This is a genomic window from Lichenihabitans sp. PAMC28606, assembly GCF_020616535.1.
Classification (GTDB): Bacteria; Pseudomonadota; Alphaproteobacteria; order Rhizobiales; family Beijerinckiaceae; genus Lichenihabitans; species Lichenihabitans psoromatis.
In genome coordinates this window covers 4191975-4218385 of the sequence record NZ_CP085136.1, presented here as the reverse complement: position 1 = coordinate 4218385, position 26411 = coordinate 4191975, and the positions used below count along the sequence as shown (strand labels likewise).

26 protein-coding genes and 1 tRNA gene are annotated in these 26411 nt (G+C 63.4%); 9 read left to right on the top strand and 18 right to left on the bottom strand.

Annotated features, from left to right (window positions below; genetic code table 11):
• Positions 1–12 precede the first annotated feature (12 nt).
• Complete coding sequence (cysE, locus tag LGH83_RS19835; protein WP_227400106.1) at positions 13–846, bottom strand: serine O-acetyltransferase; 834 nt, start codon at positions 844–846, stop codon at positions 13–15.
• Between the two features lie 93 nt (positions 847–939).
• Positions 940–1719 (bottom strand): alpha/beta fold hydrolase, encoded by a 780-nt coding sequence (locus LGH83_RS19830; RefSeq protein ID WP_227400105.1) that lies wholly within the window; start codon positions 1717–1719, stop codon positions 940–942.
• Positions 1720–1874: 155 nt separating this feature from the next.
• On the opposite strand from LGH83_RS19830, the gene LGH83_RS19825 reads away from it, so the two are divergent.
• From LGH83_RS19825 to ppc, 5 genes are all read left to right on the top strand, one after another.
• Positions 1875–2123 carry a zinc-finger domain-containing protein gene (locus tag LGH83_RS19825; protein ID WP_131115435.1) on the top strand — a complete coding sequence of 83 codons (249 nt, stop codon included), beginning with the start codon at positions 1875–1877 and terminating at the stop codon, positions 2121–2123.
• A gap of 22 nt (positions 2124–2145) precedes the next feature.
• Entirely contained in the window at positions 2146–3351 is a 1206-nt protein-coding gene (locus LGH83_RS19820) for an FAD-dependent monooxygenase (protein WP_227400104.1), read from the top strand.
• 100 nt (positions 3352–3451) lie between these two features.
• Complete coding sequence (locus LGH83_RS19815) at positions 3452–4408, top strand: division plane positioning ATPase MipZ (RefSeq protein WP_227400103.1); 957 nt, start codon at positions 3452–3454, stop codon at positions 4406–4408.
• Positions 4409–4526: 118 nt separating this feature from the next.
• Positions 4527–5657 (top strand): putative zinc-binding metallopeptidase, encoded by a 1131-nt coding sequence (locus tag LGH83_RS19810; RefSeq protein ID WP_227400102.1) that lies wholly within the window; start codon positions 4527–4529, stop codon positions 5655–5657.
• A gap of 146 nt (positions 5658–5803) precedes the next feature.
• Positions 5804–8581 carry a phosphoenolpyruvate carboxylase gene (ppc, locus tag LGH83_RS19805; RefSeq protein ID WP_227400101.1) on the top strand — a complete coding sequence of 926 codons (2778 nt, stop codon included), beginning with the start codon at positions 5804–5806 and terminating at the stop codon, positions 8579–8581.
• 13 nt (positions 8582–8594) lie between these two features.
• On the opposite strand, the gene LGH83_RS19800 is transcribed toward ppc, so the two are convergent.
• Genes LGH83_RS19800 through LGH83_RS19790 form a run of 3 tightly spaced genes read right to left on the bottom strand, consistent with a single transcriptional unit; the run spans position 8595 to position 13209 of the window.
• The gene (locus LGH83_RS19800) at positions 8595–9758 is read right to left on the bottom strand and encodes an efflux RND transporter periplasmic adaptor subunit (RefSeq protein ID WP_227400100.1); all 1164 of its coding nucleotides are present in this window, start codon (positions 9756–9758) and stop codon (positions 8595–8597) included.
• 14 nt (positions 9759–9772) lie between these two features.
• Positions 9773–12952, bottom strand: coding sequence for an efflux RND transporter permease subunit (locus LGH83_RS19795; RefSeq protein WP_227400099.1), 3180 nt, complete (start codon positions 12950–12952; stop codon positions 9773–9775).
• Positions 12946–13209, bottom strand: coding sequence for a hypothetical protein (locus LGH83_RS19790; protein ID WP_227400098.1), 264 nt, complete (start codon positions 13207–13209; stop codon positions 12946–12948). The genes LGH83_RS19795 and LGH83_RS19790 overlap by 7 nt, the downstream gene beginning before the upstream one ends.
• Before the next feature lie 179 nt (positions 13210–13388).
• On the opposite strand from LGH83_RS19790, the gene LGH83_RS19785 reads away from it, so the two are divergent.
• Positions 13389–13973 (top strand): TetR/AcrR family transcriptional regulator, encoded by a 585-nt coding sequence (locus LGH83_RS19785; RefSeq protein WP_227400097.1) that lies wholly within the window; start codon positions 13389–13391, stop codon positions 13971–13973.
• Between the two features lie 20 nt (positions 13974–13993).
• Here LGH83_RS19785 and LGH83_RS19780 read toward each other — a convergent pair whose 3' ends face one another.
• The 7 genes from LGH83_RS19780 to LGH83_RS19750 all read right to left on the bottom strand — a co-directional run bounded on the left by LGH83_RS19780 (position 13994) and on the right by LGH83_RS19750 (position 19847).
• A complete protein-coding gene (locus LGH83_RS19780) occupies positions 13994–14650 on the bottom strand; it encodes an FMN-dependent NADH-azoreductase (RefSeq protein WP_227400096.1) in 657 nt (218 codons plus the stop codon).
• 56 nt (positions 14651–14706) lie between these two features.
• The gene (locus LGH83_RS19775; RefSeq protein WP_227400095.1) at positions 14707–15060 is read right to left on the bottom strand and encodes a hypothetical protein; all 354 of its coding nucleotides are present in this window, start codon (positions 15058–15060) and stop codon (positions 14707–14709) included.
• A 140-nt stretch (positions 15061–15200) separates the two neighbouring features.
• Positions 15201–16793 carry a S1C family serine protease gene (locus LGH83_RS19770; protein ID WP_227400094.1) on the bottom strand — a complete coding sequence of 531 codons (1593 nt, stop codon included), beginning with the start codon at positions 16791–16793 and terminating at the stop codon, positions 15201–15203.
• Positions 16794–17306: 513 nt separating this feature from the next.
• Positions 17307–17394: transfer RNA gene (locus LGH83_RS19765), tRNA-Leu, on the bottom strand.
• A gap of 97 nt (positions 17395–17491) precedes the next feature.
• The gene (gene gpt / locus LGH83_RS19760) at positions 17492–17998 is read right to left on the bottom strand and encodes a xanthine phosphoribosyltransferase (RefSeq protein WP_131115418.1); all 507 of its coding nucleotides are present in this window, start codon (positions 17996–17998) and stop codon (positions 17492–17494) included.
• A 42-nt stretch (positions 17999–18040) separates the two neighbouring features.
• A complete protein-coding gene (locus tag LGH83_RS19755; protein ID WP_227400093.1) occupies positions 18041–18817 on the bottom strand; it encodes a competence/damage-inducible protein A in 777 nt (258 codons plus the stop codon).
• A gap of 190 nt (positions 18818–19007) precedes the next feature.
• Positions 19008–19847 (bottom strand): FkbM family methyltransferase, encoded by an 840-nt coding sequence (locus tag LGH83_RS19750; RefSeq protein WP_227400092.1) that lies wholly within the window; start codon positions 19845–19847, stop codon positions 19008–19010.
• A 184-nt stretch (positions 19848–20031) separates the two neighbouring features.
• Here LGH83_RS19750 and map point away from each other — a divergent pair, with 184 nt between their 5' ends.
• The 3 genes from map (at position 20032) to LGH83_RS19735 (ending at position 22502) form a co-directional block, all read left to right on the top strand.
• Positions 20032–20853, top strand: coding sequence for a type I methionyl aminopeptidase (map, locus tag LGH83_RS19745; RefSeq protein WP_131115412.1), 822 nt, complete (start codon positions 20032–20034; stop codon positions 20851–20853).
• A 12-nt stretch (positions 20854–20865) separates the two neighbouring features.
• A complete protein-coding gene (radC, locus tag LGH83_RS19740) occupies positions 20866–21561 on the top strand; it encodes a RadC family protein (RefSeq protein ID WP_227400091.1) in 696 nt (231 codons plus the stop codon).
• A 170-nt stretch (positions 21562–21731) separates the two neighbouring features.
• Positions 21732–22502, top strand: a complete 771-nt coding sequence (locus LGH83_RS19735; RefSeq protein WP_227400090.1) for a putative bifunctional diguanylate cyclase/phosphodiesterase — start codon at positions 21732–21734, stop codon at positions 22500–22502.
• Here the strand turns inward: LGH83_RS19735 and LGH83_RS19730 are convergent.
• The 6 genes from LGH83_RS19730 to LGH83_RS19705 all read right to left on the bottom strand — a co-directional run bounded on the left by LGH83_RS19730 (position 22464) and on the right by LGH83_RS19705 (position 26408).
• Complete coding sequence (locus LGH83_RS19730) at positions 22464–23114, bottom strand: NTP transferase domain-containing protein (RefSeq protein ID WP_227400089.1); 651 nt, start codon at positions 23112–23114, stop codon at positions 22464–22466. The two genes, LGH83_RS19735 and LGH83_RS19730, sit on opposite strands and share 39 nt — an antisense overlap.
• On the bottom strand, positions 23111–24142 hold the full coding sequence (locus tag LGH83_RS19725; RefSeq protein ID WP_227400088.1) for a molybdopterin-binding protein: 1032 nt from the start codon (positions 24140–24142) through the stop codon (positions 23111–23113). Before LGH83_RS19725 ends, LGH83_RS19730 begins: the two co-directional genes overlap by 4 nt.
• Positions 24139–24861 carry an XdhC family protein gene (locus LGH83_RS19720; protein WP_227400087.1) on the bottom strand — a complete coding sequence of 241 codons (723 nt, stop codon included), beginning with the start codon at positions 24859–24861 and terminating at the stop codon, positions 24139–24141. Before LGH83_RS19720 ends, LGH83_RS19725 begins: the two co-directional genes overlap by 4 nt.
• Positions 24861–25184 (bottom strand): XdhC family protein, encoded by a 324-nt coding sequence (locus tag LGH83_RS19715; RefSeq protein WP_227400086.1) that lies wholly within the window; start codon positions 25182–25184, stop codon positions 24861–24863. The genes LGH83_RS19720 and LGH83_RS19715 overlap by 1 nt, the downstream gene beginning before the upstream one ends.
• Before the next feature lie 55 nt (positions 25185–25239).
• Complete coding sequence (locus LGH83_RS19710; protein WP_227400085.1) at positions 25240–25794, bottom strand: YkgJ family cysteine cluster protein; 555 nt, start codon at positions 25792–25794, stop codon at positions 25240–25242.
• A gap of 167 nt (positions 25795–25961) precedes the next feature.
• On the bottom strand, positions 25962–26408 hold the full coding sequence (locus LGH83_RS19705; RefSeq protein ID WP_131115403.1) for a CoxG family protein: 447 nt from the start codon (positions 26406–26408) through the stop codon (positions 25962–25964).
• Positions 26409–26411 lie beyond the last annotated feature (3 nt).

Here is a 26411-nt window from a genome sequence, read left to right as displayed (position 1 = left end):
GTTCTCGGCAGATCAAGCGTCGCCTCCGCGATCGAGTTTCTGCAGCCGCTGATCCATGGAACGCGCCGGCTCCGCACATCCGGCTTCACCGACGACCCGAGCCGGCACACCCGCGACCGTGGTCTTCGGCGGAACGGGTTGGAGCACGACCGAACCGGCCGCGACCCGCGAGCAATGGCCGACTTCGATATTGCCGAGCACCTTGGCGCCCGCGCCGATCAACACGCCATGACGAATTTTCGGATGCCGATCGCCGCTCTGCTTGCCGGTGCCCCCGAGCGTCACGTCCTGCAGCATCGAGACATCGTCCTCGATCACGGCCGTCGAGCCGACGACCAGACCGGTCGCATGATCCAGGAACAGGCCCTTGCCGATCACGGCGGCGGGATGGATGTCGGTTTGAAAGACGCTCGACGACCGACTCTGAATGTAAAGAGCGAGATCCTGGCGGCCTGCCTTCCACAACGCATGCGCCATGCGGTGCGTCTGGATGGCGTGGAACCCTTTAAAATAGAGCAGAGGCTGGATGAGCTTGGTGCAGGCCGGATCACGCTCGGCGACCGCAAGAAGATCGGCCGCGAAGGCCTCCTGTAATCCGGCGCTGGCGACGAGGTCGGTAAAGACCTGCCGCAACAGCGTTCCCGGCACGTCAGGATGATCGAGCCGCGCCGCGATGCGATGCACCACCGCCCCCGCAAGGTCGTCGTGATTGAGCACGGTCGACAGCATCAACCCTGAGAGTTCCGGCTCGTTGCGGAGCACGGCTTCCGCCTCGTTTCTGACGCGGTCGAAGAGAGGATCGGTCCCGGGAAGGCCGATCACCTTGGCGCTCGCGCGCTGATCCATGACAACTCCTCGCGATCATCGGACCGCCTGTTGCCCTTACAAATACGGTTCTGACCGTTGGGCGCAAGCCCCCTCCAGGATGCGCCTCACCGCTTAGGACCGCGCGGCGAGAAACGCCAGCGCCCCGCGCTTATACACCTTATCGCCCACCGCGAAATTATGGTCCCGATCGGGAATCACCAAAGCTTCGCCAGCCGGCAGCAAAGCCGCCAGCGCATGCGGGTCGCCGGCGATGTGATCGGTGCTGCCGACCGCTACGAGAGCGGGGCAGCCGATCGTGCCGAGTTCGGCCGCGGACAGCACCTGGCGTGTGCCCCGAATACAAGCCGCAAGCGCGATCCGGTCATTGCCGTTCTGGTCGGCAAAGCGCCGAAACATCCGTTGTATCGGATCGGTCAGGTCATCGAGGCTCGCAACCTCCATGGCATCGGCGATATGCGGCGGCAGGCTGGCGCCATCGACGAGATGGTGCCCGAGACCACCCAGGATGATCGATCGAACCCGGTGCGAATGGCCGAGCGCCAGAAACGCGGTGACCCGCGCGCCCATCGAATAACCCATCACGTCGGCCTGCTCGATGCCGCAATGATCGAGCAGGCGCGCGACATCATCGGCCATCAGGGGGGTCGCGTAGGCGGCCGGATCATGCGGCTTATCGCTCTGCCCGTGGCCGCGATTGTCGAGCGCGAGAACGCGATAGCCGGCGTCCGTCAGCGCCTTGACCCAACCCGGATTGACCCAGTTGACCCGATGATTCGAGGCAAAGCCATGCACCAGCACCACCGTGTCGGCCGCCACCGGGCCGGCGATCTCCGGGGAAGGAGCCGCATCGAGGTACGCAATGCGAAGGCCCGCCGAGTCAAAATGATCCATGCTCTATCCCACGCTGAGGAGCCATGTAGTTTTGCCCTACACAAGGCTGCCGCGTCCGCATATGGTGCGGCCGCTCGCCCGTCCAGTGTTCCGCGACGAATGTTGCGGACCGGGATCTTGGCTTCGACGCCCGAACCATAACCGCCGGATACGCAATGGCCGCCCATTTCACGACCCCGCATTTCCACAATCAGCCGGGTGTTCCGGTCATCCGGATCGGCGTACACGAATTCATGTGCACCGGCGCCTTGCCGCCCTTCGACCATCCGCATGTCTATATCGACATGGGCGATAGCGACGATGCGGTCTGCCCATATTGCTCGACCCGCTTCGTCTTCGTCGCGTCGCTCGGTCACGGCTGCTCACCAGCCGAATGCGAGTTCAACCCCGACACCGCCCCCTGACACGCCAGCCCGAGCCCCAACCATGCGTCATGTCGTTATGGCCGGGGCCGGAATCGCGGGGCTGACCGCGGCTTTGTCGCTGGCCCGGCACGGCACAAGGATTTCCGTCTTCGACCGGGCGCCCGTGTTGCATGAAGCGGGTGCGGGTTTGCAACTCCCCCCCAACGCGACGCGCGTGATGGCCGAGCTCGGCCTGTTGGAGCGCTTGCGAGAGACCGCGGTCCGGCCCGACCGGCTGCAAATCAGGCGCGGACGGGATGGCGCGACCATCGTCGATCTTCCATTCGGCGCCGCAGCGGAAGCGCGGTATGGCGCCCCGCTCCTGGTCATTCATCGGGCCGATCTCCAGGCTGCTCTGCTGGAAGCGGTCCGGGCGCATCCGTCGATCACACTCGAAACGGGTCAGTCCGTGACATCATTCGCGGTCGATGGTGCGACCGTCGTCGCAAAACTATCGAGCAAGGAGCAAAATCGATCCATAACGTCGGATGGCTTGATCGGCGCCGACGGCCTACGATCCTCGATCCGATCGAGGCTCGCAGCAGACCGGGGCGACGATCGGACCTATTCTGGACGGATCGCCTGGCGGACGTTGGTTCCCGCCGCAGAGGCGCCCGTCTTCGCTCGTGCGTCCGCCACCAACCTGTGGCTCGGCTCCGACGCCCATCTCGTTCACTATCCCGTGCGCGGCGGCACGCTCATCAATGTGGTGGCGATCGTCGCCGACAGGTGGGAGGGATCGGAGGCCGCGCCGAATCTCTGGACGGTGCGCGGCGACCCCGCTCGGCTGAAGAAACCTTTCGCGGCTTGGAGCCGCGAGGCTCGCGACCTGATCGATGCGGCTCCGGACTGGCGGATCTGGCCATTGTTCGACCGACCTCCCCTACAGCGCTGGTCGACCGGACCGATCACCTTGGTGGGCGATGCGGCGCATCCGGCACTTCCGTTTTTGGCGCAGGGTGCTGCGGGCGCGATCGAGGACGGATGGGCCCTCGGGCTGGCTGCCGCCCGACATCCATCGGACACGTCAGCGACCTTTACGGCCTATGAGCGGCTGCGCCACGCCAAGGCCGATCGCGTGCAGCGCGAGTCGCGGCGGCAAGGGGCCGTCTACCATTTCGGGGCCGTCGCAGCGATGGCGCGTGATCTCGCGATGCGGTCCATGGGACAGCGACGCATGCTGAATCGATACGACTGGCTTTATGGAAAACCAGCGGCTGGCGCATGATCGTGACGGCACAATGGCCGGCTCACAACTTTTGGACATGACGGCCGCGCCTTTTCGCCTGCTAGGCACGGGAGGATGATCTCGCCACAATGCGGACGGGGTGAGTAAGAAGATTCGGACCAGTATGGCGATCGATGACGACCACCCCGATTTACGCAGCGCCCATGTTATCGTCGTGGCCAATGAAAAAGGCGGCACGGGTAAATCGACTCTGTCGATCCATCTGACGATCGCATTGCTGAAGGCCGGCTATCGCGTGGCCTCGATCGATCTCGACACACGTCAGCGCACGCTGACCCGATTTTTGGAGAACCGGCAATCGTGGGCCAGCGCCGGGGGCCGCGACATCGAGATGCCGTTTCATCATGCGCTCGACCGCGCCACGACGGCCGACGTGATCGAGAACGAAACGCGCGAATTTGCCGGCTTCGCGGACGCCATCACTCAGATCGAGCATGATTACGAATTCGTCGTGGTCGATACGCCAGCAAGCGACAGCTACCTGATGCGGCTTGCCCATTCGCTTGCCGACACGCTCGTGTCGCCGATGAACGACAGTTACATCGACATCGACGTCTTCTCCCGCGTGCATCACGATCGGGCGCGACGCGGTATGATCGCCCATTACGCCGACCTCGTGCTCGACGCGCGGCGGAAGCGCCGACAAGCCGATGCAGGCCTGATCGATTGGGTCCTGGTTCGGAATCGCATCGCCTCGTTGCAATCGAACAATGCCCGCCAGATCGCCATCAGCCTCGGCAAGCTCGCGCCCGAACTTCTGTTCCGCACCGCCGAGGGTCTGCACGATCGCGTCATTTTCCGGGAATTGTTTCCGATCGGCCTGACGGCGCTCGATCCGATCGAGGCCGCGACGAAGACCGGCGTCCTCACCGGCTCGCAGTTGGCGGCGCGGCAAGAGATCATGTCGCTCATCGAGACGCTGCGACTGCCGGAGCGGGTACCAGGCATGGCGCATCTCGAAGCGCGGCATCTCTGGTTCGAGCGCCTTTCAGCCTATTATGCCGATCTTGCGGCCGGACGCGACATGCAGGGGTGAGTTGCGGACGGATCAATCCGTTGATCGATGCGTTCGCTTCATGTCGTGCAACAGTCCGATATGCCGATGGTCTCGTCTGTTGCGAGACCAACGAAGCGGTTCAGCAACGAGCGCGCGCTTGAAACTTTTCGAATGTCAGATGTGCGGCCAGGCGCTCTACTTCGAGAATACGCGCTGCGAACGCTGTCATCACCGGCTTGGCTACATCGCGAGCGAGCAATGGCTGGCTGCGCTCGAGCAATCGGCCGATGAAGCGCCCCTCTGGCATATCGGCGGGCAACCGAACCGACAATTCCGTTTTTGTGAAAACGCCGAGCAAAAAGCCTGTAACTGGCTCATCCACGCTGACGCGACGGAGCGTTTTTGCGCCGCCTGCCGGCACAATCACCTCATTCCCGATCTCGCGCTCGGCCAGAACCTCAAACATTGGCGGCTGATGGAGCTTGCCAAGCACCGTCTCTTCTACACGCTGATGGAGCTCAATCTTCCGCTCGTCACGCGGGTCGAGGATCCGAAGGAGGGACTCGGCTTCAACTTCCTCGAAGACACGGATGCCAATAAGAAGATCTTCACCGGCCATAACGACGGCATGATCACGATCAACATCGCCGAAGCCGACGATGCCGAGCGCGAGCGTCGCCGCAACACGATGCATGAGCCCTATCGCACCCTGCTTGGCCATTTCCGCCATGAGATCGGGCACTGGTATTGGGATCGGCTGGTGCGCGACGCCCCCGCGCATCATGCGTTCAGCATCGTCTTCGGCGACGAAAGCCCCGACTACGGCAAGGCGCTAAAACGTCACTACAAGGACGGAGCACCGACCGATTGGCGGCAGCGCTACGTCAGCGCCTATGCGACGAGCCATCCTTGGGAGGACTTTGCCGAGACCTTCGCGCATTACCTGCATATCGTCGACACGCTGGAAACCGCCAGCGAGTTCGGCATCGTGGTGCATCCGCGCCACCTCACCCATGCCGATCAATTGTCGACCGACATCGACTTCGAACCACAATTCGCCAAGACCGTGAATGCTTTGATCGATGCGTGGCTCCCGCTCACCTTCGCGGTCAACAGCCTCAATCGGAGCATGGGCCAAGCCGACTTCTACCCCTTCGTGCTGTCACCGACGGTCGTGGACAAGCTTGGTTTCATCCACGATCTGGTGCACGGCCGCATCGGCTACGAGGCGCCCACGCAAGAGCCGATGCTGCAGGACCGACGTCCTCCCGCCGACAATGCAAGCTGAGCTCGCCTCGTTTTGCACCGGCCTTTGCGGCAGCGCACAAACGCTGCTTGTTCCAAGGCCCGGATTTTGCAAAAGCTGACGGATGACGAGCGTTCGCGCTCCTGGTGCCGAGCGCCGGCGCCAGCCGCAACGACAGCCGGTGAGCCATGCAAGCATCAACCTCTACACCCGCTCTGGCCGACGATGCGGCGCTCGCCAAGGATCAGCCGCTGATCGAAGATATCCGTCTGCTCGGTGCCTTGCTGGGAGACATCATCCGCGAGCAGGAAGGCGTTGCGGATTTTGACCTGGTCGAACGTATCCGCCGTCTCAGCGTCGCCTACCGCCGCAACGCCGATACGGCGGCCGGGCATGACCTCGAACTGCTCTTGAGGGGGCTGACCCCCTCGCAGGCCGTTTCGGTCGCCCGAGCATTCAGTTATTTCTCCCACTTGACCAATATCGCGGAGGATCGCCACCACGTTCGGCGGCGGGCCATCTACGACCTGCAGCATGAATCGAAGCCGCAGGACGGCACGCTGGCACGGGCCTTCGAGCGTTTGGCCGAGGCTGGAATCGACCCCGATCGGATCGCCGAAAGCCTGAGCCATGCCTGGGTGTCGCCGGTTCTCACCGCCCACCCGACGCAGGTACAGCGGAAAAGCCTGCTCGATGCCGAACTTGCGATCGCCGAGCTGCTGGCAGCGCGCGACACCTTGCGGGGGTCACGCGACATCGCTCTCAACACGGCGCTGCTCCGGACCCGCATCACGCAGATGTGGCAGACCCGATTGTTGCGCTTTCGCACCCTGACGGTGCGGGACGAGATCGAGAATGCGCTCAGCTACTATCGCACGACGTTCCTCCGAGCGATCCCGCGGCTCTATGGCGACCTCGACCACATGCTCGGCCGGCGCTCGGCCCCCTTCTTCCGCATGGGCAATTGGATCGGTGGCGATCGCGACGGCAATCCAAACGTCGACGTGACGACACTCGAATTCGCGCTGAAGCGGCAGAGCGAGACGGCTCTCACCTTCTATCTCGACGAGGTACAGCACCTCGGCGCGGAACTCTCCATGTCGCGCATCCTGGTCGGATGCAGCCCCGAGTTGGAAGAGTTGGCGCGGCAATCGGGCGACGTCAGCCCTCAGCGGGAGGATGAGCCCTACCGGCAGGCCTCGATCGGAATCTATGCCCGGCTTGCCGCAACGTTGCGGTTGCTGACCGGCACGCAAGCCCCGGTGCAGGCCCTTCTTCAGGGCCAACCTTACCCCGATAGCGCAGCCCTCCTGCACGACCTCCGGATCATCGCGACCTCGCTGCGTGACCGACATGGCGGCGACATGGTGGATTTCCGTCTCGAGCCGCTAATCCGCGCCGTCGAGGTCTTCGGCTTCCACCTCGCTACGGTCGATCTTCGCCAAAGCTCCGACCGCCACGAGGAGACGCTGGCTGAACTTCTGGCGCAGTCGGGCGTCGAAGCCGACTATCCCGCGCTCGACGAGGACGCCAAACAGGCGCTGTTGCTGCGCCTGCTTGGCGAGGGGCGGCCGCTTCGCCTTCCCTATCTTGCCTATTCGGAGCGCACCACGAGCGAACTTGCCGTGTTCGACGGCGCGCGTCGCATGCGTGCCCTGTTCGGCCCCGAGGCGATCCGCCACTACATCATCAGTCACACCGAAACCGTCAGCGATCTTTTGGAAGTGCTGCTGTTACAGAAGGAACTCGGACTTCTGCACGGCACCGTCGGCCCGGGCAGCGCGGCTGTCGCAGACCTGATCGTCAGCCCGTTGTTCGAAACGATCGCGGACCTTCGCAACGCCGAGCCGATCATGCGGGCCTTCTACGCCCTGCCCGGCATCGAAGCGCTGGTCCTACGATCCGGCGGCCAGCAAGACATCATGCTGGGCTATTCGGACAGCAACAAGGACGGCGGCTTCTTCACGAGCACCTGGGAGCTCTATCGATCATCGACCGCACTGGCCAAGATGTTCGCCGAACGCCCCGGCATCACACTGCGGCTGTTCCACGGACGAGGCGGCACGGTCGGTCGCGGTGGCGGCCCGAGCTACCAGGCCATTCTGGCGCAACCGCCCGGCACGGTGAACGGACAGATCCGCCTGACCGAACAGGGCGAGATCATCTCCAGCAAATATGCGAACCCCGAAATTGGGCGCCGCAATCTCGAATTGCTGATGTCGGCCAGCCTCGAGGCGACTTTGCTGTCGAGCAAACAGCAACCCGACCCGGCCTTTCTCGATGCAGCCGCAAGCCTATCGACCGCCAGCATGGCGGCCTATCGGACGCTCGTCTACGACACGCCCGGGTTCACGGACTACTTCTTCGCCGCGACGCCAATTGCCGAAATCGCCGATCTCAACATCGGCTCGCGGCCGGCCTCGCGCCGCTCGACCCGCAAGATCGAAGATCTGCGCGCCATCCCCTGGAGCTTCTCCTGGGGGCAGAGCCGCGTCACGCTGCCGGGCTGGTTCGGCTTCGGCTCGGCGGTCGAAAGCTTCGTGGCGGAGGATCGGGAGAACCGGCTCGATCTCCTGCGCCGGATGAATGCCGAATGGCCCTTTTTCCGCACCATCCTGTCCAACATGGACATGGTGCTGGCCAAGGCCGATGCGTCCGTGGCGAGGCGCTATGCCGAATTAGTGACCGACCAGGCGCTTGCGGGACGCATCTTCACGGCCATCGAAGCGGAATGGACCCGCACGATCGAGACGCTGCACGCCATCACGGGGCATTCGGAGCGGCTGGCCGAGAACCCGACCCTTGCGCGCTCGATCAATCATCGCTTCCCCTACATCACGCCGCTCAATCATCTGCAGATCGATCTGATCCGCCGCTGGCGGGCGGGCCAGACCGACGAGAAAGTGCAGCGCGGCATCCTGATCTCGATCAACGGTGTTGCGGCAGGTCTCCGCAACACCGGCTAAAGGGGCGCCTCGATCAGGAGGGCGGAGCAGCCGCGGGCTGCTCCGGCAAGGCTTTCACCGGCATGCCGGGGCCGATTTTCTGCAGGTTGCCGACGATGACCCGGTCATTCTCGGAAACGCCGGTGAGCAGCGCGACGAGATCGCCGGAGGTTGGGCCAAGCGTCACAAGATGCTGTTCGACCGTTTCGCCGGCACCGACCACCATCACATATTTGCCGAGTTGGCTCGACCCGATGGCGATCTGCGGCACCATCAGCGCGTCGGGCTGATCGCGAACGTGAACGCGCACGCGCACATATTGGCCCGGTAGCAGGCTCAGGTCCTTGTTGTCGATGGTGGCTCGCGCCGTCACGGTGCCGGTCGACCGATCGACCGTATTATCCACGAAGGAGAGTTCGCCCTTGTGGCTCGCGGTCGTCTCGCCCGGAACTGAAATATCGACCGTGACCGGCCCCGTCTGCTTGGCTTTCTGGATGGCGGCGAGATCCGTCTCACCCGGGTTGAACGCCACATAGATCGGATCGAGTTGCACGAGCGTGTTGAGCACGGTCCCGCCGGTGCTGACCAGGGTGCCGACCGGCGCCTGATTACGGCCGAGCCGCCCGGGGAACGGCGCGCGGATCGACGTGTAGTCGAGATTGAGCTGCGCCGCCCTCACGCTCGCATTATCGGCGAGCAGCGACGCTTCTGCCTGCCGCATGGTGCTGGCACGCTGATCATAGCTATCCTTCGCCAACCAACCGCTCTTCGACAATTCGTCACCGCGATGGAAATTCGACTTCTGATAGTCGAGCGATGCCGAGTCACGCGCGATCTGTGCATTGGCCTGATCCAGCGCGACCTGGAAGTCACGCGGATCGAGCCGATAGAGAAGGTCGCCGGTCTTCACGTCCGATCCATCCGGCACGGCCTGTTCCAGCACATAGGCCGAGACTTTTGCCTGAAGCGTGATGGCGCGGATCGACTCCGTCCGGGCTGAATAATCCAGCACGATCGGAATGGTCTTCTTCACGACCTTGGTGACCGGGACCGGCATGGCCTGGGGCGGAGCACCTTGCGCCGACGCGACCGCCGGGCGCGGCCACCAATGGCCGCGTTCGACTTCGCCGTAGCCATAGACGGCTGCGGCAGCCACGAGCGCGAGGGCCGTGCCGATGAGGAGAGAACGCTTTCGCATGGGGTGGTGCTCCGTCATTCGGCCGCATGGGGGTGAGGCTCCGGCCCATAACGGACTGGCTCCTTCGGGGCGTGGACAGCGTCGGCCGCGACCACGGGGTCACGCTCGCGCATCCGCTCGATGATGGCATAGAACACCGGCACGAAGATCAGCGTCAGTATGGTGGCGGCCAACATGCCGCCAAATACCGTGGTGCCGAGGGACTGCCGGCTCGCGGCGCCCGCCCCGGTCGCGATCGTGAGCGGCAGCACGCCGAGGATGAACGCAAAGGCCGTCATCAGGATCGGGCGTAGGCGCAGCCGACCCGCCTCCATGGCGGCCTCGACGATGCTCAGGCCTTCCTCGCGACGGCGCTTGGCGAATTCGACGATCAAAATCGCATTCTTGGCCGCGAGGCCGATCAGCATCACGAAGCCGATCTGCGAGTAGACGTCGATCTGCATGCCGCGCACGAACAGCGCCGCAAGCGCCCCGAACAGGGCGAGCGGAACCGCCAGCAGGACCATGAACGGCATGGACCAGCTTTCGTATTGAGCAGCGAGGATCAGGAACACGAACACGATCGCAAGCCCGAAGATGAGGCTGGCGGCCGACCCGGCCTTGAGTTCCTGAAACGTGATGCCGGTCCATTCGAACGCGAAGTCACGCGGCAGCACCGCATTGGCGGCCCGCTCCATCGCCGCAACGGCCTGCCCCGAACTGAAGCCCGGCGCGGCGCCGCCGTTGATGAGCGCAGACGCATAGTTGTTGTAATGCGGCACGGTTTCGGGCCCGACGATCGGCTTCAAGGTCCCGAGCGTCGAGAGCGGCACCATGCCGCCGGTCGAGTTGCGGACGTAGAGGCGCGAGATATCGGCAGCGCCCGACCGCGCATTCTTGTCGGCCTGGATCGTGACCCGGAACGTCCGTCCAAACAGGTTGAAGTCGTTCACGTAGAGCGAGCCGAGATAGATCTGCAGCGTGTTGAACACATCCGGCAGGCTCAACCCGAGCAGCTTGGCCTTGTTCCGATCGAGATCGTAGTTAAATTGCGGCGTCGAGGTGCTGAACGAGCTGAACAACTGCTGTGGGTTCAGTTCGGGCTGTTTACGCGCTTCGGCCAGCACCGCCTGCGTCGCATCGTTGAGCGCGACGCTGCCGCGCCCCGTCAGATCCTCGATTTCGAATTCGAAGCCGCCCGTGGTCCCGATGCCGGGGATCGACGGCGGATCGAAGCTGAGCGCGAAGGCGCCGGGAATGCCGAGAAGCTTCGGCCGGACAGCCGCCACGATCTTCGATGCATTCTGTTCAGGCGGCCGCTCGTCCCACGGCTTGAGAATAGCGAACTCGACAGCCGAATTCGATTGCGCCGCGTTGGTCAGGAAGTTCAATCCGCTGATCGAGCCGACGATCTCGACACCCGGCTCGTTCTGCAGCACGTCCCGCACCTGCTTGGCGATGACGTCCGTGCGCTCCAGTGACGAGCCATCCGGCCCCTGGATCACCACGAAGAAATAACCCTGATCTTCGACCGGCAGGAAGGTGCTCGGGAGCCGCGTCCACAGCATGTAGGTGCCCACAAGACCGACCGCGAAGACGAGCATCAAGGCCCAGCGGAACGCGATCAGGCCGCGCACCATGCTGGCGTAGAAGTGGGAGAGCCACTCGAACCCGCTGTTGAACCAGCGGAACAGGATGAACGGCTGCTGCGGACGGTGGCGCAGGAACACGGCCGCGAGAGCCGGGCTGAGCGTCAGCGAGTTGAAGGCCGAGATGCCGACCGAAATCGCGACCGTCAGCGCAAACTGATTATAGAGGCGGCCCGCGACGCCCGGAATGAACGCGACCGGGATGAACACCGCCATCAGCACCGCTGTCGTCGCGATGATCGGCCCCGTCACCTCGGACATGGCCTTGCGGGTCGCCTCCATGGGCGGGAGGCCCGCTTCGAGCTGTCGCTCCACATTCTCGACCACCACGATGGCATCGTCGACCACGAGACCGATCGCCAACACCATACCGAGCAGGCTGAGCATGTTGAGCGAGAAGCCGCAGACATGCATGACCGCCAGCGTCGCGATCAACGAAACCGGGATCGCGATCGTCGGGATGATGGTCGTGCGCCAGCTCTGCAGGAAGATGTAGACCACCATGACGACGAGGATCAGCGCCTCGCCGAGCGTGATGACGACGTCGTGCATCGAGGCCGACACGAAGCGCGTCGTGTCATAATGCATCGCGTAATCGATGCCCTTCGGGAACCGCTTCTTCAGCTCCTCCATCTTGTTCAGGATGTTCTTCTGCAGGTCGAGCGCATTCGAGCCCGGCATTTGATAGACCGCCAGGACCACGGTCGGGTCCTTGCCGAAGAAGGCCGTCGACGCATATTGCAGCGCGCCAAGTTCGATCCGGGCGACATCCCGCAGCCGCACCACGGAGCCTGTCGCCGGATCCGCATGCACGACAATCTCGCCGAACTGCGCCGGATCGCTCAGGCGACCGACCGCATTGACCTGCATTTCGAACGGGGTGCCGGCCGGCGCGGGGGATTGCCCGATCTTGCCGGCCGCGACCTGCACGTTCTGTTCCGCGATGGCGCTTTGAACATCGACGGCGGTGATGCCGAGATTGGCGAGCCGGTCGGGATCGAGCCAGACCCGCATTGAATAGCGCCGCTCGCCAAAGATCTGCACGTCACCGACGCCCGGCAACCGCTTCAACGGATCGACGATCTGGAGATAGGCGTAATTACTCAACGCGACCGGGTCGATCGACCCGTCAGGCGAGGTCAGATTGACGATGAGGACGAAGTTGGGGTTCTGCTTCTTGATCGTCACGCCGGCCTGATTGACGATGGCGGGCAATGACGAGGCGGCCTGCGACACGCGGTTCTGCACGTCGACGGCCGCGATGCTGAGCGGATAGCCCACGTCGAACGTTACCGTGATGGTCGACGACCCATCGTTGGAGCTCGACGAGGACATATAGGTCATGCCCTGCACACCGTTGATCTGCTGTTCCAGAGGCGTCGTGACCGTATCGGCCACGACCTGCGCGCTGGCGCCAGGATAAACGGCACTGATCACGACCTGTGGCGGCGTGATGTCGGGAAATTGGGAGACGGGGAGCAGCAGGTAGCAGATCGCCCCCGCCATCACCATGATGACCGCGACGGCCGAAGCGAAGATCGGCCGTTGCGTAAAGAACCCTACCATGCGCGGATCATCCCCCAGGACGCGGCTGACATGCGATCGGCCGGCGCCGAGCATGGCACGGGCCGACGATGCTCCGGCGCACGCGGGCCGATCTCATTCAACTGGCGATTCCGCCACGAGCGTTCGACCGATTGAGCGGTGGCGCGGAGAAGCGACTCGAAACGGATGGGGTCGACATGATCGGCGCGCATCGCGGCCCCGATCACAGGGTCGGCCAATGCGTCTTCGATCGTCAAATCGAGGCTCTTGCAGGTCATGGTGCCTTCCTTGCGAACGCCGTTGCGCCCGCCCCGGTCTCGCCGGTTCCGGAACGGGCCATGGCCTTTCATTGACCATGACCCGCCACTATGTTACTGGGCAGTAACAAACGAAGAGTTACCGTTCGGTAACATCCACGTCAAGGCTTTTGGGCGAGAAAGCTTTGGGAGGTTCGACCATGGCATCGGATTGTACCGCGCTGCGATCACGGCCTCGCGACAGAATCGTCGCCAGTGCGCGGGATTTGTTTCATCGGCACGGCATCCGAAGCGTCGGCGTGGAAACGATCGCGGACGCGGCCGGCACCAACAAGATGACGCTTTATCGTCACTTCGGCTCGAAGGATGAGCTGATCGTCGAGTGTCTGCAAGAGGTTGCCGACGATATCCAGGCCATGTGGGTGCAACTCGCGCTCGATCATCCGAACGATCCCATGGCCCAACTGCACGGCTGGGTCCTTCGAGGAGCCGAATGCGTGTTGGAGGATGGCCGGGGCTGCGACCTCGCCAATGCGGCGATTGAACTCACCGAAGAGGGACATCCGGCCCGTCGCATCATCGAAGAATGCAAGACCGAATTTCGCGACAAGCTCGCGAGCCTGTGCCGGTCCGCCAACGTGACGCAGCCAGAACTGCTGGCCGATACACTGTCGCTGTTGCTCGAAGGCGCGCGGGTGAGCCGGCAGAGCGTCGGTCTTGAAGGCCCGAGCGCGAAATTCGTCCGCATGAGCGAAGCTGTCATCGCGGCTTTCGCCAGGAACTAGGCAGGCTGAGCCGGCTGACGTTAGAGCGTCGCTCCGAGACGTGCGGCCTGCTCCCGCGCCTTGGCCCGCGCCGCATGGTCCACCTCGGCCCCCATCAGCGTCTTCTCGACCTCGATATGCGTGATGTCCGTGATGCCGATCATCTGCAGCCACGCCGTCATATAGCTCTGCTGGTGATCGAGATCGCGCGGAAAATCCGGGCCGAGCCCGACGCCGCGCGCATCGACCACGACGGCCTTGCGCCCGCCCAGCATGCCCTTGAGGCCGCGCTCGTCGAAGGTGAACAAGATGTCCTTCTGCGAGACGGCGTCGACCAGGTGTTTCAGACGATACGGAATGCCGAAATTCCACATCGGCACGCTCAACACGATGAGGCTGGCCTGTCGGAACCGCTCCGCCAACGCGTCGATCTCGGCCCAGACCGTGGTCTGCGCGGGGCTGAGCGCACGCCCCTCGAGCCCGGCATATTTCGCGTCGAGCGCCTCGCCATCGAAGGGCGGCAGATCAGTCGTCCACACATCGAGCACGTCCACCACGGCCTCGGGATGGCGCGTTTTCCACGCCGCGATGAAGGCGGCCGCAACCTCGAGCGAGGCGGAGCGCTGCTTGCGCGGCGACGCTTCCACATGCAGAAAACGCGGCGCGTGTGTCGGGCTGGACATCGTCTCGGTGCTCATCGGGCGTCCCTCTGTGCGGATTGCGGTTCAAGCTGAACGGCCGGTCGAGCTAGCGATCAGCGGGATGCGATCCGGGCTTTCGCCAGCCGCACGCTGAAGGCATAAATCCGCTCGCTCGTGCCGTCCATGAAGTTCGACACGCTCGGGAAGGCGTGCACCCGCTTCGTGGCGGCTTTCACATCGGCATTCGCGGTCCGGCACGCCGCGATGGAGGTCGTGGCGATCTGCTCGGGCGTCTCGCCCGCGACCGGATAGACCGCGATACCCCGCACGAGGCAGACCTCATAGGCCCCCATATATTCGTCGATCGCCTTGATGAGCCGCGGCACGAAATCCGCCCGCCCCGCCGCATCCGCATAAGCCGGCGTACAGGCCGCGAGGGTCAGGACGGCAAGCGTGATCTTCAACATGGGTGGGGTGGATCCGTGGGTTAAAGGAGGATCGATGAGAGGCATGGTTTGCGGCAGAGAGCCGCGATTGCACCGAAGAATCGTTGATTTTGCCGAGCTATTTCGACTGCTTTCGTGGTGGCTTTGTAGCGGTCAGCTTGCTATTCCTGCCCTGCCGATGCGCTGGAACAAACCACTTGGGCAGTTATAGCCTTACCGGCTGAAGCAACCTGAGTTGTGAGTACTGGCGCGCTGGTCGTTACCATGACGGGAATTACGCCATTAGCTCGCAAGAACGACGCCGCAACTTCGGCTTTGATGCCGAAGTTCACATTCTGCGGAATGGAACCAGTCGCTTTTAGGGACGCAAGGTCGCTCATGCGCGCTACTGTGATACCCAGTAGGTTCCCTCCTTGATCCAGAACGGGACCACCAGAGTTACCCGGCTGCACGGCGGCGTTCATCTGGAACTCTGTCGAGTCGTTGTTCATTCCTGACAGCGAGCTCACCATGCCGTTCGTGAAGTTTACCCCATTGTCCAGAGTGCCAGCGTATGGGAACCCAAGGGCGAACACAGTCTCTCCAAGCTCGGTCGGAGTGGACCTGAATGCGACGGGCTTCACCCCCATCGGATCGCTCGGCTTCGTCATCAACCGGAGCAGCGCAAGGTCATTCCTGGCGTCCGTAGCCGAGATAGTAGCGGCACCCCTGCCTATGACGACTGCGGAAGAACACCCTTTAATGACGTGATTGTTGGTTATCAACGCTCCGTCTGACGAGACAAAGAAAGCAGAGCCGGTGACGATTGTGTTTGATGTAGGTGCGGCATCTTTCGGCGGCTCAAGCGCAGCGGTCTGAGGGAGCGTTGACTGTCCCGGTGAAGGATAGACCTGAGGAGGCGAAGGAGCCGCTTGGGGCAAGCTTGCAGGGGCTTGACTCACGGCTGCAACATTCGGCTGTGAGTTATCATACCCAAGGAACATCATGTTCGCCATTAGAGTGGCGATACGGTTCCCAAGCGGAACAACAGCTTTGTCCCATCGTAGCGTAAAACCCAGCGAGCCGCCAGGAGCCGCGATGTAGCGAGAGTAAATCCCTGACCCGCCCGTCCACCCAGTCACAACGAAGAAATCTGATTTTATGACGCGGTAAGTGTAGTGCCTCTCCGGGCTATCCTGACCAAGCCGAGTGAAAAGGTCCGCCAAAGACACCTGGTCTCGCGAGTAGAAAGAGAAGTCTACGCTCAAGGTTGAGTTGTTGTTCTCAAAAGCGAGTCCGTGAGGCGTAGAGGTCTGTATTAGGCCAAACCCTGAGGGTACAAGCAGGTTCCCTGCGTAGGTTGGGTGGTTGACAAAGCGGATGCCCCAGCCAGAGAGGATCGGGAATGCAACGGTTTGAAGAGTGGAAAACAGCTCCGATGTCATAACCCCATTCTGCGGCAGTCCACGGTTTGACTGAAACTTGACGACCGAGTCGTAGAGGCGACCGCCAAATCTCGGAGAGAACATTGCGTTGAAGTCGCCGGTGGCTGTTAAGTAGATATGAGTCAGCACTTGATCGTTTGCTGAAAGACCGTTGAAGGCTCGTGTCGCATCTTGGAGGAAAGGCCTCTTGCCTTGCGAGACAATTTCCTGGGCTGCTGCGGGGCGCGCTGGAATAAACAGGAGAGGTGCTAGGGCCATGCCGAGAAGATGAACCCAAACGCAAAAAGTACGCATCGGACATAGCCGCTTAACAGGAATGAGCATCATCATAGCGCAGGGTTACGGGTGGTTGTAAAGCTGCACTGAACAGGCGCGGCGTGTGTGAAATACTCAGCGGACTTTTAGACTTGCGGCTCGGAACGCCAGTGCTCACGATCTTTTTGAAGAGTTGCGTAAACATAAAATCGTACAGACCGGGATACCTCGCGCACGTCGTCAACGCACCTCAACAGCCCTTTCCTAAATCCTGCGGCGTCCTCTGACGGCAAAGTCCAAGCTTCTACATCCCAAGCAAGTGGCGCTTAAGAGTAACAGCCCTCGACGGCTCTCCTGAGTCCGTTAAGCCGCTACTCGGTACAACACCCGTTTCACCGTAATGGCTGTCCAAGCTCCAGCGCCAGGTGGTGTGGGTATTCCGCGCTCGGTCAGCCTCGCTGCGACTTTCCAAAGCGAAGCCCCAATGGCCTGAAGCTCCTCGCTCATCAGAGCCACATTCCCTGCCCCAGCCTCAGCCTTCACGATACGAGCCTTGACGCTGTTGGCGATACCGACGGCAGGACGGCATGGTGCGGACGGCGGGGCTCGAACCCGCACAGAGCTAAGCTCCGAAAGATTTTAAGTCTTTTGCGTCTACCGGTTTCGCCACGTCCGCATCGGGCCGGTCATCCTCATACACAGGTTCGCGGCCGGGCCCAAGCCTCCCGAGGCCGGATTGCTGGCCTCGCGATCCGCAAACCAAACAGGCCGGCTCAGCCCACCGCGTTCTTGCCGATCGGCGGCTGGAACGTCAGGCCCATGTCCCAGGGAAAATAAATCCAGGTATCCTGCGATACCTCGGTCACGAACGTGTCGACCATCGGGCGGCCGAGCGGCTTGGCATAGAGGGTCGCGATATGGGCCTTCGGCAGCATCGATCGGACCATCTGGGCGGTTTTGCCCGTGTCGACGAGATCGTCGATCACCAGCACATCGGCGCCCTCGTTGCCGAGATCGAGCACGCTTTGCGACACGCCCTTGATGACCTCGAGGCCGCTCTGGTTCTGATAATCGTGGTAGCTCGCGATACACACCGTCTCGATCAACCGAAGCCCCAGTTCACGCGCCACGATGGCGGCCGGCACGAGGCCGCCGCGCGTGATGCAGACGATGGCCTTGAAATGCGTCGCGTCGTTGAGCCGCCACGCCAGGGCGCGGGCATCCCGGTGGAATTGATCCCAGGAGACCGGGAAGGCCTTGTCCAAATGGGGGTCTTTCATGGCCTGCTCCGGCTGCTCGAATGATGATGCGACCCGCGCGGGTCAGGGTTTGGTGACGCGACGCTCGGCCTGGAGGCGCTCGACGATCTCGAGCACGGCCGCCTTGGCGGTCGCGACCGCGGCCGCATCCTTGCCCCGCACCACGATCTGATTGTGGAACGTTCCCTCGCGGAACGAGGGATAGGAGCCGATCGACACGCTGGCGTTCTGCGCCGCGATTTCGCCGAGCGGCGCCGCATAGGCGCCTTCCGGAATGCCGGCAGCTTCGATGCTTTCGATGATCATCTTGGCGCCGCTCCGCAGGCGCGGTGCGACGTCGTCGAGCATCGTCTGCATGATCGAGGGCACGCCCGCCATCACGATGACGTTGCCGAGCATGAAGCCGGGCGCTTTCGAGACGGCATTCTGCACGAGGCTCGCGCCTTCGGGGATGCGGGCCATGCGACGGCGCGCTTCGTTGAGATCCTCGGGCTTGATGCGCTGCAGCAGCAGTTCGATGGCGCGCGGGTCCTCGCCGATCGGCACCCCGAAGGCTTTGGCGACGCTGTCGGCCGTGATGTCGTCGTGGGTCGGGCCGATGCCGCCGGTCGTGAACACGTAGGTGTAGCGGGTCCGCAGCGCATTCAGCGCAGCGACGATCTCGGCTTCGACATCGGGGACGATACGGACTTCCTCGAGGTCGATGCCGAGGTTGGTGAGATAATCGGCGATATAGCCGATGTTCTTGTCCTTCGTGCGCCCCGACAGAATTTCGTCGCCGATCACCAGAATGGCGGCCGTGACGGCATCGGAGGGTCGGGCCTGTGCGGGATCACTCATGAACGGCCTCTTGGCTCGGTCGGACCGTGGACGCCCCGACCCCATCCGGTCAGGACTTCGACGACCATTCCGTCTCGGTGGTGGTGGGCGAACCGCGCCAGCCGGTCCGGGCTGGTCTCGATCCTCATGGTGGCGGATTAAACCCTGTGACCCATCGAACACAAGCAAAACACGTTTGGCCGATGGGCGGTCATGCCCGCCGATAGATGATGTTGGTGTCGGTCCGCGCCACGAGATCGTAGCCATGGTCCCGCACCAGCGCCGGGAGGTCGATGCCCCAGCGGGTCGGCGCGTCCTCGATGATCAGGATAACGGGCCACATGGCGGGCGGGACGTCGGCGAAAAAGGGCTCGAGGATCAGGTCCTCGGCTCCCTCCACATCGAGCTTCATGGCGTCGACACGACCGAATCCTTCCTCGATCAGAAGGCCCGCGAGCGATCGTGCCTGCACTTCGAGATGCCCGCCCTTGGCGTGCGCGTTGACGATCCGCATCGAGGTTTCTCCGCTGTTGGTCGGGTTGACGAACAGCGTGATGACCCCGTCCCGATCCGCCACCGCGCAGGCGATCGCCTTGATGGTCGAGAACGCGTTGAGCCGGATATTATAGATCAGGCGCTCGAAGATGTCGGGCTGCGGCTCGATCGCGAGGATGCGGGCGCGCGGGCCGGCATGAGCCGCAACGAACAGCGAATAGCCCCCGATATCGGCGCCGATGTCCACGAAGGTGAAATCGTCACGCATGTTGGCCAGCAGAAACGCGCGTTCGGCCGCATCGAAATATTGCGGCGTGAACAGCAGCTTCTTCTCGGCATTGTTATGCGCCGGGTAGAGCCGCATCTTGGATCCCAGGGTCTCGACGTCGATGGGCTTGCCACGCAGCACCTTGAGGCCGACGGCACGCAGAAAAAACGCGCGCCGCTTGCCGATCCACCGCGTCGACGACGCGCGTGTCAGGGCGACAAGACGGCGCATCAGGCCGCGCGGACGAAATTGGCCGAATGTCGAGAGCTCGTTATGCACGGATTTCATCGGGTCTTGAGGTTCCGCTCCGGTTTGCGGGTGTCGGTGTCTTTACCGCGCCCGGTCCTTCTAATCCGCTTTGAGATTGCGGCCTACGTGACTAAATCTGTGCAAGACGAGACGCGTTGACCGACCTTCATGCCGACAGCGCCACCTCCCACCCATCGCTCTAGCGTGCCTGCACGGAAACTTCATGACTTTTGTTGACGCGACGACGGCTCCCAGCCGCAAAAACGGTCAAATCAAGCTGCACGGCCCGGCAGCCTTCGAGGCCATGCGGAAGGCCGGACGGCTGACCGCCGAGGCACTCGACCTCTTGGTCGATCTCGTCAAGCCCGGGGTCACGACCAACGAGCTCGAAGCGTCGATGTTCGAATTCGCGATGGACCACGGCGCCTATCCGGCCTCGCTCGATTACCGCGGCTTCACCAAGGGAATCTGCACCTCCATCAATCATGTGGTCTGCCACGGCATTCCCGACGAAAAGCCGCTGCGCGAGGGCGAGATCGTCAATATCGACGTGACGCTGATCGTCGATGGGTGGCACGGCGACTCGAGCCGCATGTATGCGGTTGGCGAAATTCCACGCAAAGCCGAGCGCCTGCTCGAGGTCACCTATGAGTCGCTGCTGCGCGGGATCGCGGAGGTCCGGCCCGGTGCCACGACCGGCGACATCGGCGCGGCGATCCAGGATTATGCCGAAGGGGAGCGCTGCTCCATCGTCCGCGAATTTTGCGGCCACGGCCTCGGCCAGTTGTTCCACGACGAGCCGAACATCCTGCATTACGGGCGCCGGGGCGAAGGCGTCGAGCTCAAGCCCGGCATGTTCTTCACGATCGAGCCGATGGTCAATCTCGGCAAGGCCGGCGTCAAGGTTTTGGCGGATGGTTGGACGGCAGTGACGCGGGACCGGTCGCTGTCGGCCCAATTCGAACATACGGTAGGCGTGACCGACACCGGCGTCGAGGTCTTCACCCTGTCGCCGAAGGGCCTCCACTGCCCGCCCTACCGCTGACCGCCCGCCCCCATGGACGCTGCGGCCGAGGACGCCAAACCCCACTATCTCGGCCATCGTGCCCGACTACGGGAGCGGTTTGATACCGGCGGCGCCGACGCCATGGCGGATTACGAACTGCTGGAATTGATGCTGTTTCGCGCCTTGCCGCGTCGCGACGTCAAGCCGATCGCCAAAGCGCTGATGGCGCGCTTCGGCTCGTTTGCCGAAGTCATCGCGGCGCGGCCCGAGCGATTGGCCGAAGTGGGTGGGGTCGGCGAGGCGGTGATCCACGACTTCAAGGTGGTCGAGGCCGCCGCGCGACGGCTTGCCAAAGGCGCCATCAAGCAACGGCAGGCACTAGGGTCCTGGACCGATGTGCTGGCCTATTGCCGCACCGCCATGGCCTTTGCCGAGCGCGAGGAATTCCGCATTCTGTTCCTCGACAAGCGCAACGCCCTCATCGCCGACGAAGTCCAGGGCGTCGGCACGGTCGATCATACCCCCGTCTACCCGCGCGAGGTGATCCGGCGCGCGCTCGAGGTCGGGGCGACCGCGCTGGTGCTCGTCCACAACCACCCCTCCGGTGACCCCACGCCCTCGACCGCCGACATCAAGCTCACCCAGGAGATCGTCGCGATCGCCAAGCCGATGGGGATCGCCATCCACGATCATCTCATCGTCGGTCGAGCGGGACATGCCAGCCTGCGCGCCCTCAAATTCATTTGAGTTGCCATCCGTTTGCGCCATTGACCACGGCGTCCTCGTTACCCTCTATGGGACACCGTCGCGAGCTATCAGGCATAGCGACCTCTGAGCTCTCGATGATTAACCCGGTGTCTCGATCACGGTCTCGCCCAGCGACCCGGCCCGTCAGCCGCGGCCCCGCCGCGCGTTGGATGACGATCGCCCGCAAGGATCTCGCGCTCGCGATCGAGAATCAGGATCTGCGGCTTCACTATCAGCCGATCGTCTGTCCGCGCAGTTCGCGCGTTCTTGGGGTCGAGGCGCTGGTCCGCTGGCAGCATCCGAGCGAAGGCCTTGTGGCGCCGGATCACTTCATCGGCGTGGCCGAGGCGTTGGATCTCATCGTCCCGCTTGGCAACTGGGTGCTTCGGCAAGCCTGTATCGACGCACGGCAATGGCCGGACCTCCGCGTTGCAGTGAACGTGTCGCCTTTGCAGATCAGGCAGGGTGATTTTTCGGCGACGGTTGCGGCGATCTTAGCCGAAACGGGTTTTGACGCCCATCGTCTCGAACTCGAGATTACCGAAGCGACGGCGCTCGACAATGACGCGACCTCCCATGATGCGATCGCGTCACTCCGACGGATCGGCATCCGGTTCGCGCTCGACGATTTCGGCATGGGCTACTCGGGCTTGATGACGCTGCGCCGCTTCCCCTTCGACAAGATCAAGATCGATCGCGCCTTCATGGATATGTCCGACGGGGAAGGCGGAGACGCCACGATCATCCTCGACTTCATCATCCGGCTTGGAACGGCCCTCGGCCTCACGGTGACGGCTGAAGGCGTGGAGGCGCGCGATCAACAGGATCGCCTCGTCGAAGCAGGCTGTGATGAGTTACAGGGCTTTCTATTCGCGATGCCGATGTCGGCCACCGACCTCGGTCTATTCCTCGCTGGGGCGCCGACGATCGGAACTGCGTGAGGCTGATCGACCTGCCGCCGCGAGAGCGACCGGGTCGTCGATGTCGAGCCGCACGGCCCCGTCGGTGACGCTCAATTCGACGACCGCGACGGCAGGATGGCGAAGCAGGCGTCTCGCGCCTTCGTCCCCGGTCAGCGTGGCGGCGGCGGCGAAGAGACTGCGGTTCAGGACGACCGGATTGCCGCGCTCACCGTCGATGATCGGAACAATGGCGTCTGCGTCGGGGTGCTGCGCCGCGCAAGCGATCAGCGCGTCGATCAGCGGCGGCGAGACACGCGGCATGTCGGCCAGCAGAACGACCGCAGCCTTCACATCGGCGGGCAGCGCCGCCAGCCCGCAGCGAAGCGACGTCGACAGCCCGCCAGCATAGTCCTCGTTGTGGACCGACATGAGCGGCCGCCCCTCGAGGGCGGCGTCGACCGATGCTCGAGCATAGCCCGTCACCACGATCACCAGGCCGGCTTGCGATGCCAGCGCCGCATCCGCCACCCGTGCCACGAGGGGCGCGCCATCGAGGGGCGCCACCAGCTTCGTGGGGAACGCGCCGCCCGCGGCGCGATATCGGGTCGAGCCGCCCGCCGCGAGGATGATGGCCGCGACGCGGCTCGTCATCCGCGATCCTCATCGTCTTGATCGGGCGTCGCCACGTCGCCCGAGCGAGGCTGCGGACGCGACACGATCTCCATCAGCAAGCCTCCCGCACCTAACTTAAGGATATCGGACGACGCGACCGGCAGACCCGCCAACAGACGGTTCAGAATCCAATCGAATCCATTCTCTTTCGGGCTCCGCGCGCATCCCGGAGCGCCGAGGACCGGCTTGCCGGCGAGAGAGCCCAGCAGAAGCAGATTGCCGGGATCGACCGGCATGCCGAAATGATCGATCCGCCCACCCGCCCCGATGAGGCCCGCCGGGACGACGTCGCGACGATCCGTGATGGCGGACGCGCCAAACACGATCGTCATGTCGGCGTTGCCCTGACGACGCAAAGCCTCGGCCAGAGTGTGGGACTCGTGAGCGACACGGATATCGCTGGCGATGCTGGCGCCCGCCGGTGCGAGCCGCCGCTCCAGCACCCGCAACGTTTTGGCCACCACACTGTCTTTGAGGCCCGGCAGCAGGGTCGAGATCACGTTGACACGCATCGGCCGAAAAGGAACGACGTCGATCGGGAGCGCGGCACAATTTGCCAGCGCAGCCTCGAGCGCCAACCGAGGGACCGCGAACGGGATAATCTTGACGGTCGCGATCATCTCGCCCGGCACGACGGACCGATAGGCCGGAAGTGTCGCAAGCGTGATCGCCTCATCGCCCCCGTTAATGCAGTCGACCGAAGCCGCATCGACCCGGAGAATGCCGGCCACCTCGGCAAAGAGATTGGCGCGCCCCGTGAAGGCGCGGTCGATCCGCACATTCGGGCCGGCCACGGCTTCGGCGAGCATCCGCGCCGCCTCGTTCTCGGCAACATCGCCCGGTTCGAACCGGACGACGGTCACCTGCTCGACGCCAGCATGCCGAAGCGCCAGCGCTGCCGAAGCCCCGATGGTCTCGCCCTTCTTCAACACGACTCCACCGTGCTGAATCCCATGCACCGCGATGGCACCGACGCTCTCAGCGACGGGGACGGGGCCAAACTTCACGCAAGCGATCCAACAGCCTGCATCGGCGCGTCGCTGCGGAGCGGCTTCTTGCGGAGGCTGGCAATGATCTCGCCGAGGATCGACACGGCGATCTCGGCGGGGCTCACGGCCCCGATATCGAGCCCGATCGGGGCATGGATCCGGCCGAGCGCCGCGTCATCGAACCCTTGCTCGGCTAGCCGCCCGAGGCGCGCCGCATGGCTTTTTCGCGAGCCGAGCGCACCGATGTAGAAGCAATCGGCTCGCAGCGCGCCCGCAAGCGCGAGATCGTCGATTTTGGGATCATGCGTGAGGGCCGCGATGGCGGTGAAACGATCGAGCGGCTGGGCCGCAAAGGCAGCGTCGGGCCAGTCCGGCACGAGCCGAACGCCCTCGAACCGCTCAGGCGTCGCAAAGGCGGTTCGCGGATCGATGATGGTGACGTCGAGACCGGCGATCTTCGCCAGCGGCGCGAGGGCTTGGCTGATGTGGACGGCGCCAATCGCGACGAGCCTGACCGGCGGCTCTTGAACCGTGAGGAAGAACGATTGTCCGGCCTGCTCGACCACGCCGCTCTTGCCCGCGCGCAAGCGGCTCTGGAGCGCTTCGCCGAGCGGATCCGCCGCCACGTCTGCCTCGCGGACGAGGCGCTGCTCACCGCCCTTGAGGTTGGTCACCAACACGGCGGCGCGGCGCGCGGCGCGTTCGACGTTGAGGGCACTCAGAAGATCGAGCTGCATCAGGCGACCTTTTCGACATAAACTTTGATGCGGCCACCGCAAGAAAGCCCGACCCGCCACGCTGTTTCGTCGGCGACACCGAACTCGAGCACCTTGGCGGTTCCGGCCTCGATCACGTCGACAGCTTCGGTCACGACATCGCCTTCGACGCATCCACCCGAGACCGAGCCCAGGAAATTGCCATCCTGGTCGACCACAAGGTGGCTGCCGACCGGCCGTGGCGCCGATCCCCAGGTTTCGATCACGGTTGCCAGCGCGACACCCCGGCCGGCGCGTCGCCACGTCTCGGCGGTGGCCAGAAGATCATCGTCGGTCGACAGCATGGGATGGTCCTCGGTTTGGCGACAGGGTGGAGACGACGGCGTTCACTCGTGGGTCTCAGCCGACCTTGCGGCGGAGTTCGACATCGATCGTGCCTCGCGCCGCATGATAGATTACCTCGTCACCGACCTCGACCGAGCCGAGATCGACATCGCGGTCGGGCAAAACGGCCGTTGCGCGCAGGCCGTTGAAAACAAGAATTTGATGATTGCGAGCCACCCCGGCAAGAGCCATCCGCTTGAACAGCGCATAATAGGGAGCATTGCGCCAAGCCGAGGGAGCGGCCGGGTCAGCCGCCACGACCAGGCGCTTGCCGCCCATCTCGGTATAGAGGACGAATTTGGCCCGTTCCGGCTTCCATTCTGGGCCGAGCGTCGGGTTTCTGAGGTAATGGCAATAAAACGTGCGGCAGACATCAGGACGGGTCGCGTGAATGCCGCAGCCACGCCCCTGCACCACGAATTTGCACCATTGGCCCGCGACCTTGTCGACCTCGGGGATGCGAAAAACCTTGCAACACATCGTGCAGGTCCCGCATTCGCGGCCCTGCACCAAAAGGCTCGCTGCGTCGATCGGCCTTTCGGTCATGGCGCGCGCAGAGCAGATCGGCATCGAGGCGACCCAGCCGGCGCCCTCGCCGAAATCTCACGCATATGCCGCAGCCCCTGTTGATCTCGCAAACACGCGAGACGCCCCCCCGTGCAAGACAGTCTGGAGCGGCCATAAACCAGGGTCAAGCCGATGTCGCGACCAGCCGAACGAGGCGTTGGCTTCGCCTGTCAGGATATGGCGGCTGAGAAATTCGCGAAAAAGCGATCCGCGGTTTTCTTCGCGGTTCCGTTCACGAGGCCGCCGCCATATTTGGCGAGCTTCCCTCCGACATTCGCCTGAACGGCATAGCGCAGGATCGTGCCACCCCCCACGGCTTCGCTGAGGGTAACGTCAGCGGCTCCCTTGGCAAAGCCGGCGATGCCGCCCTGCCCCTCGCCCGCAATGCGATATCCATGTGGCGCGTCGATGTTGGAGAGGTCGATCCTGCCCTTGAACGTGGCAGTCAGCGGGCCGATCTTGAATTTCGCGATCGCCTCGAACGACGTTTCGCCGGTCCTCACCAGGGCGTGGCACCCCGGAATACAAGCCTGCATGACCGACGGATCGTTCAGCTTTTTCCAAACGGTCGCGGGGTCGGCTGGAAGGTGGACCTCGCCCGTCATCGCCATGGTCATTCT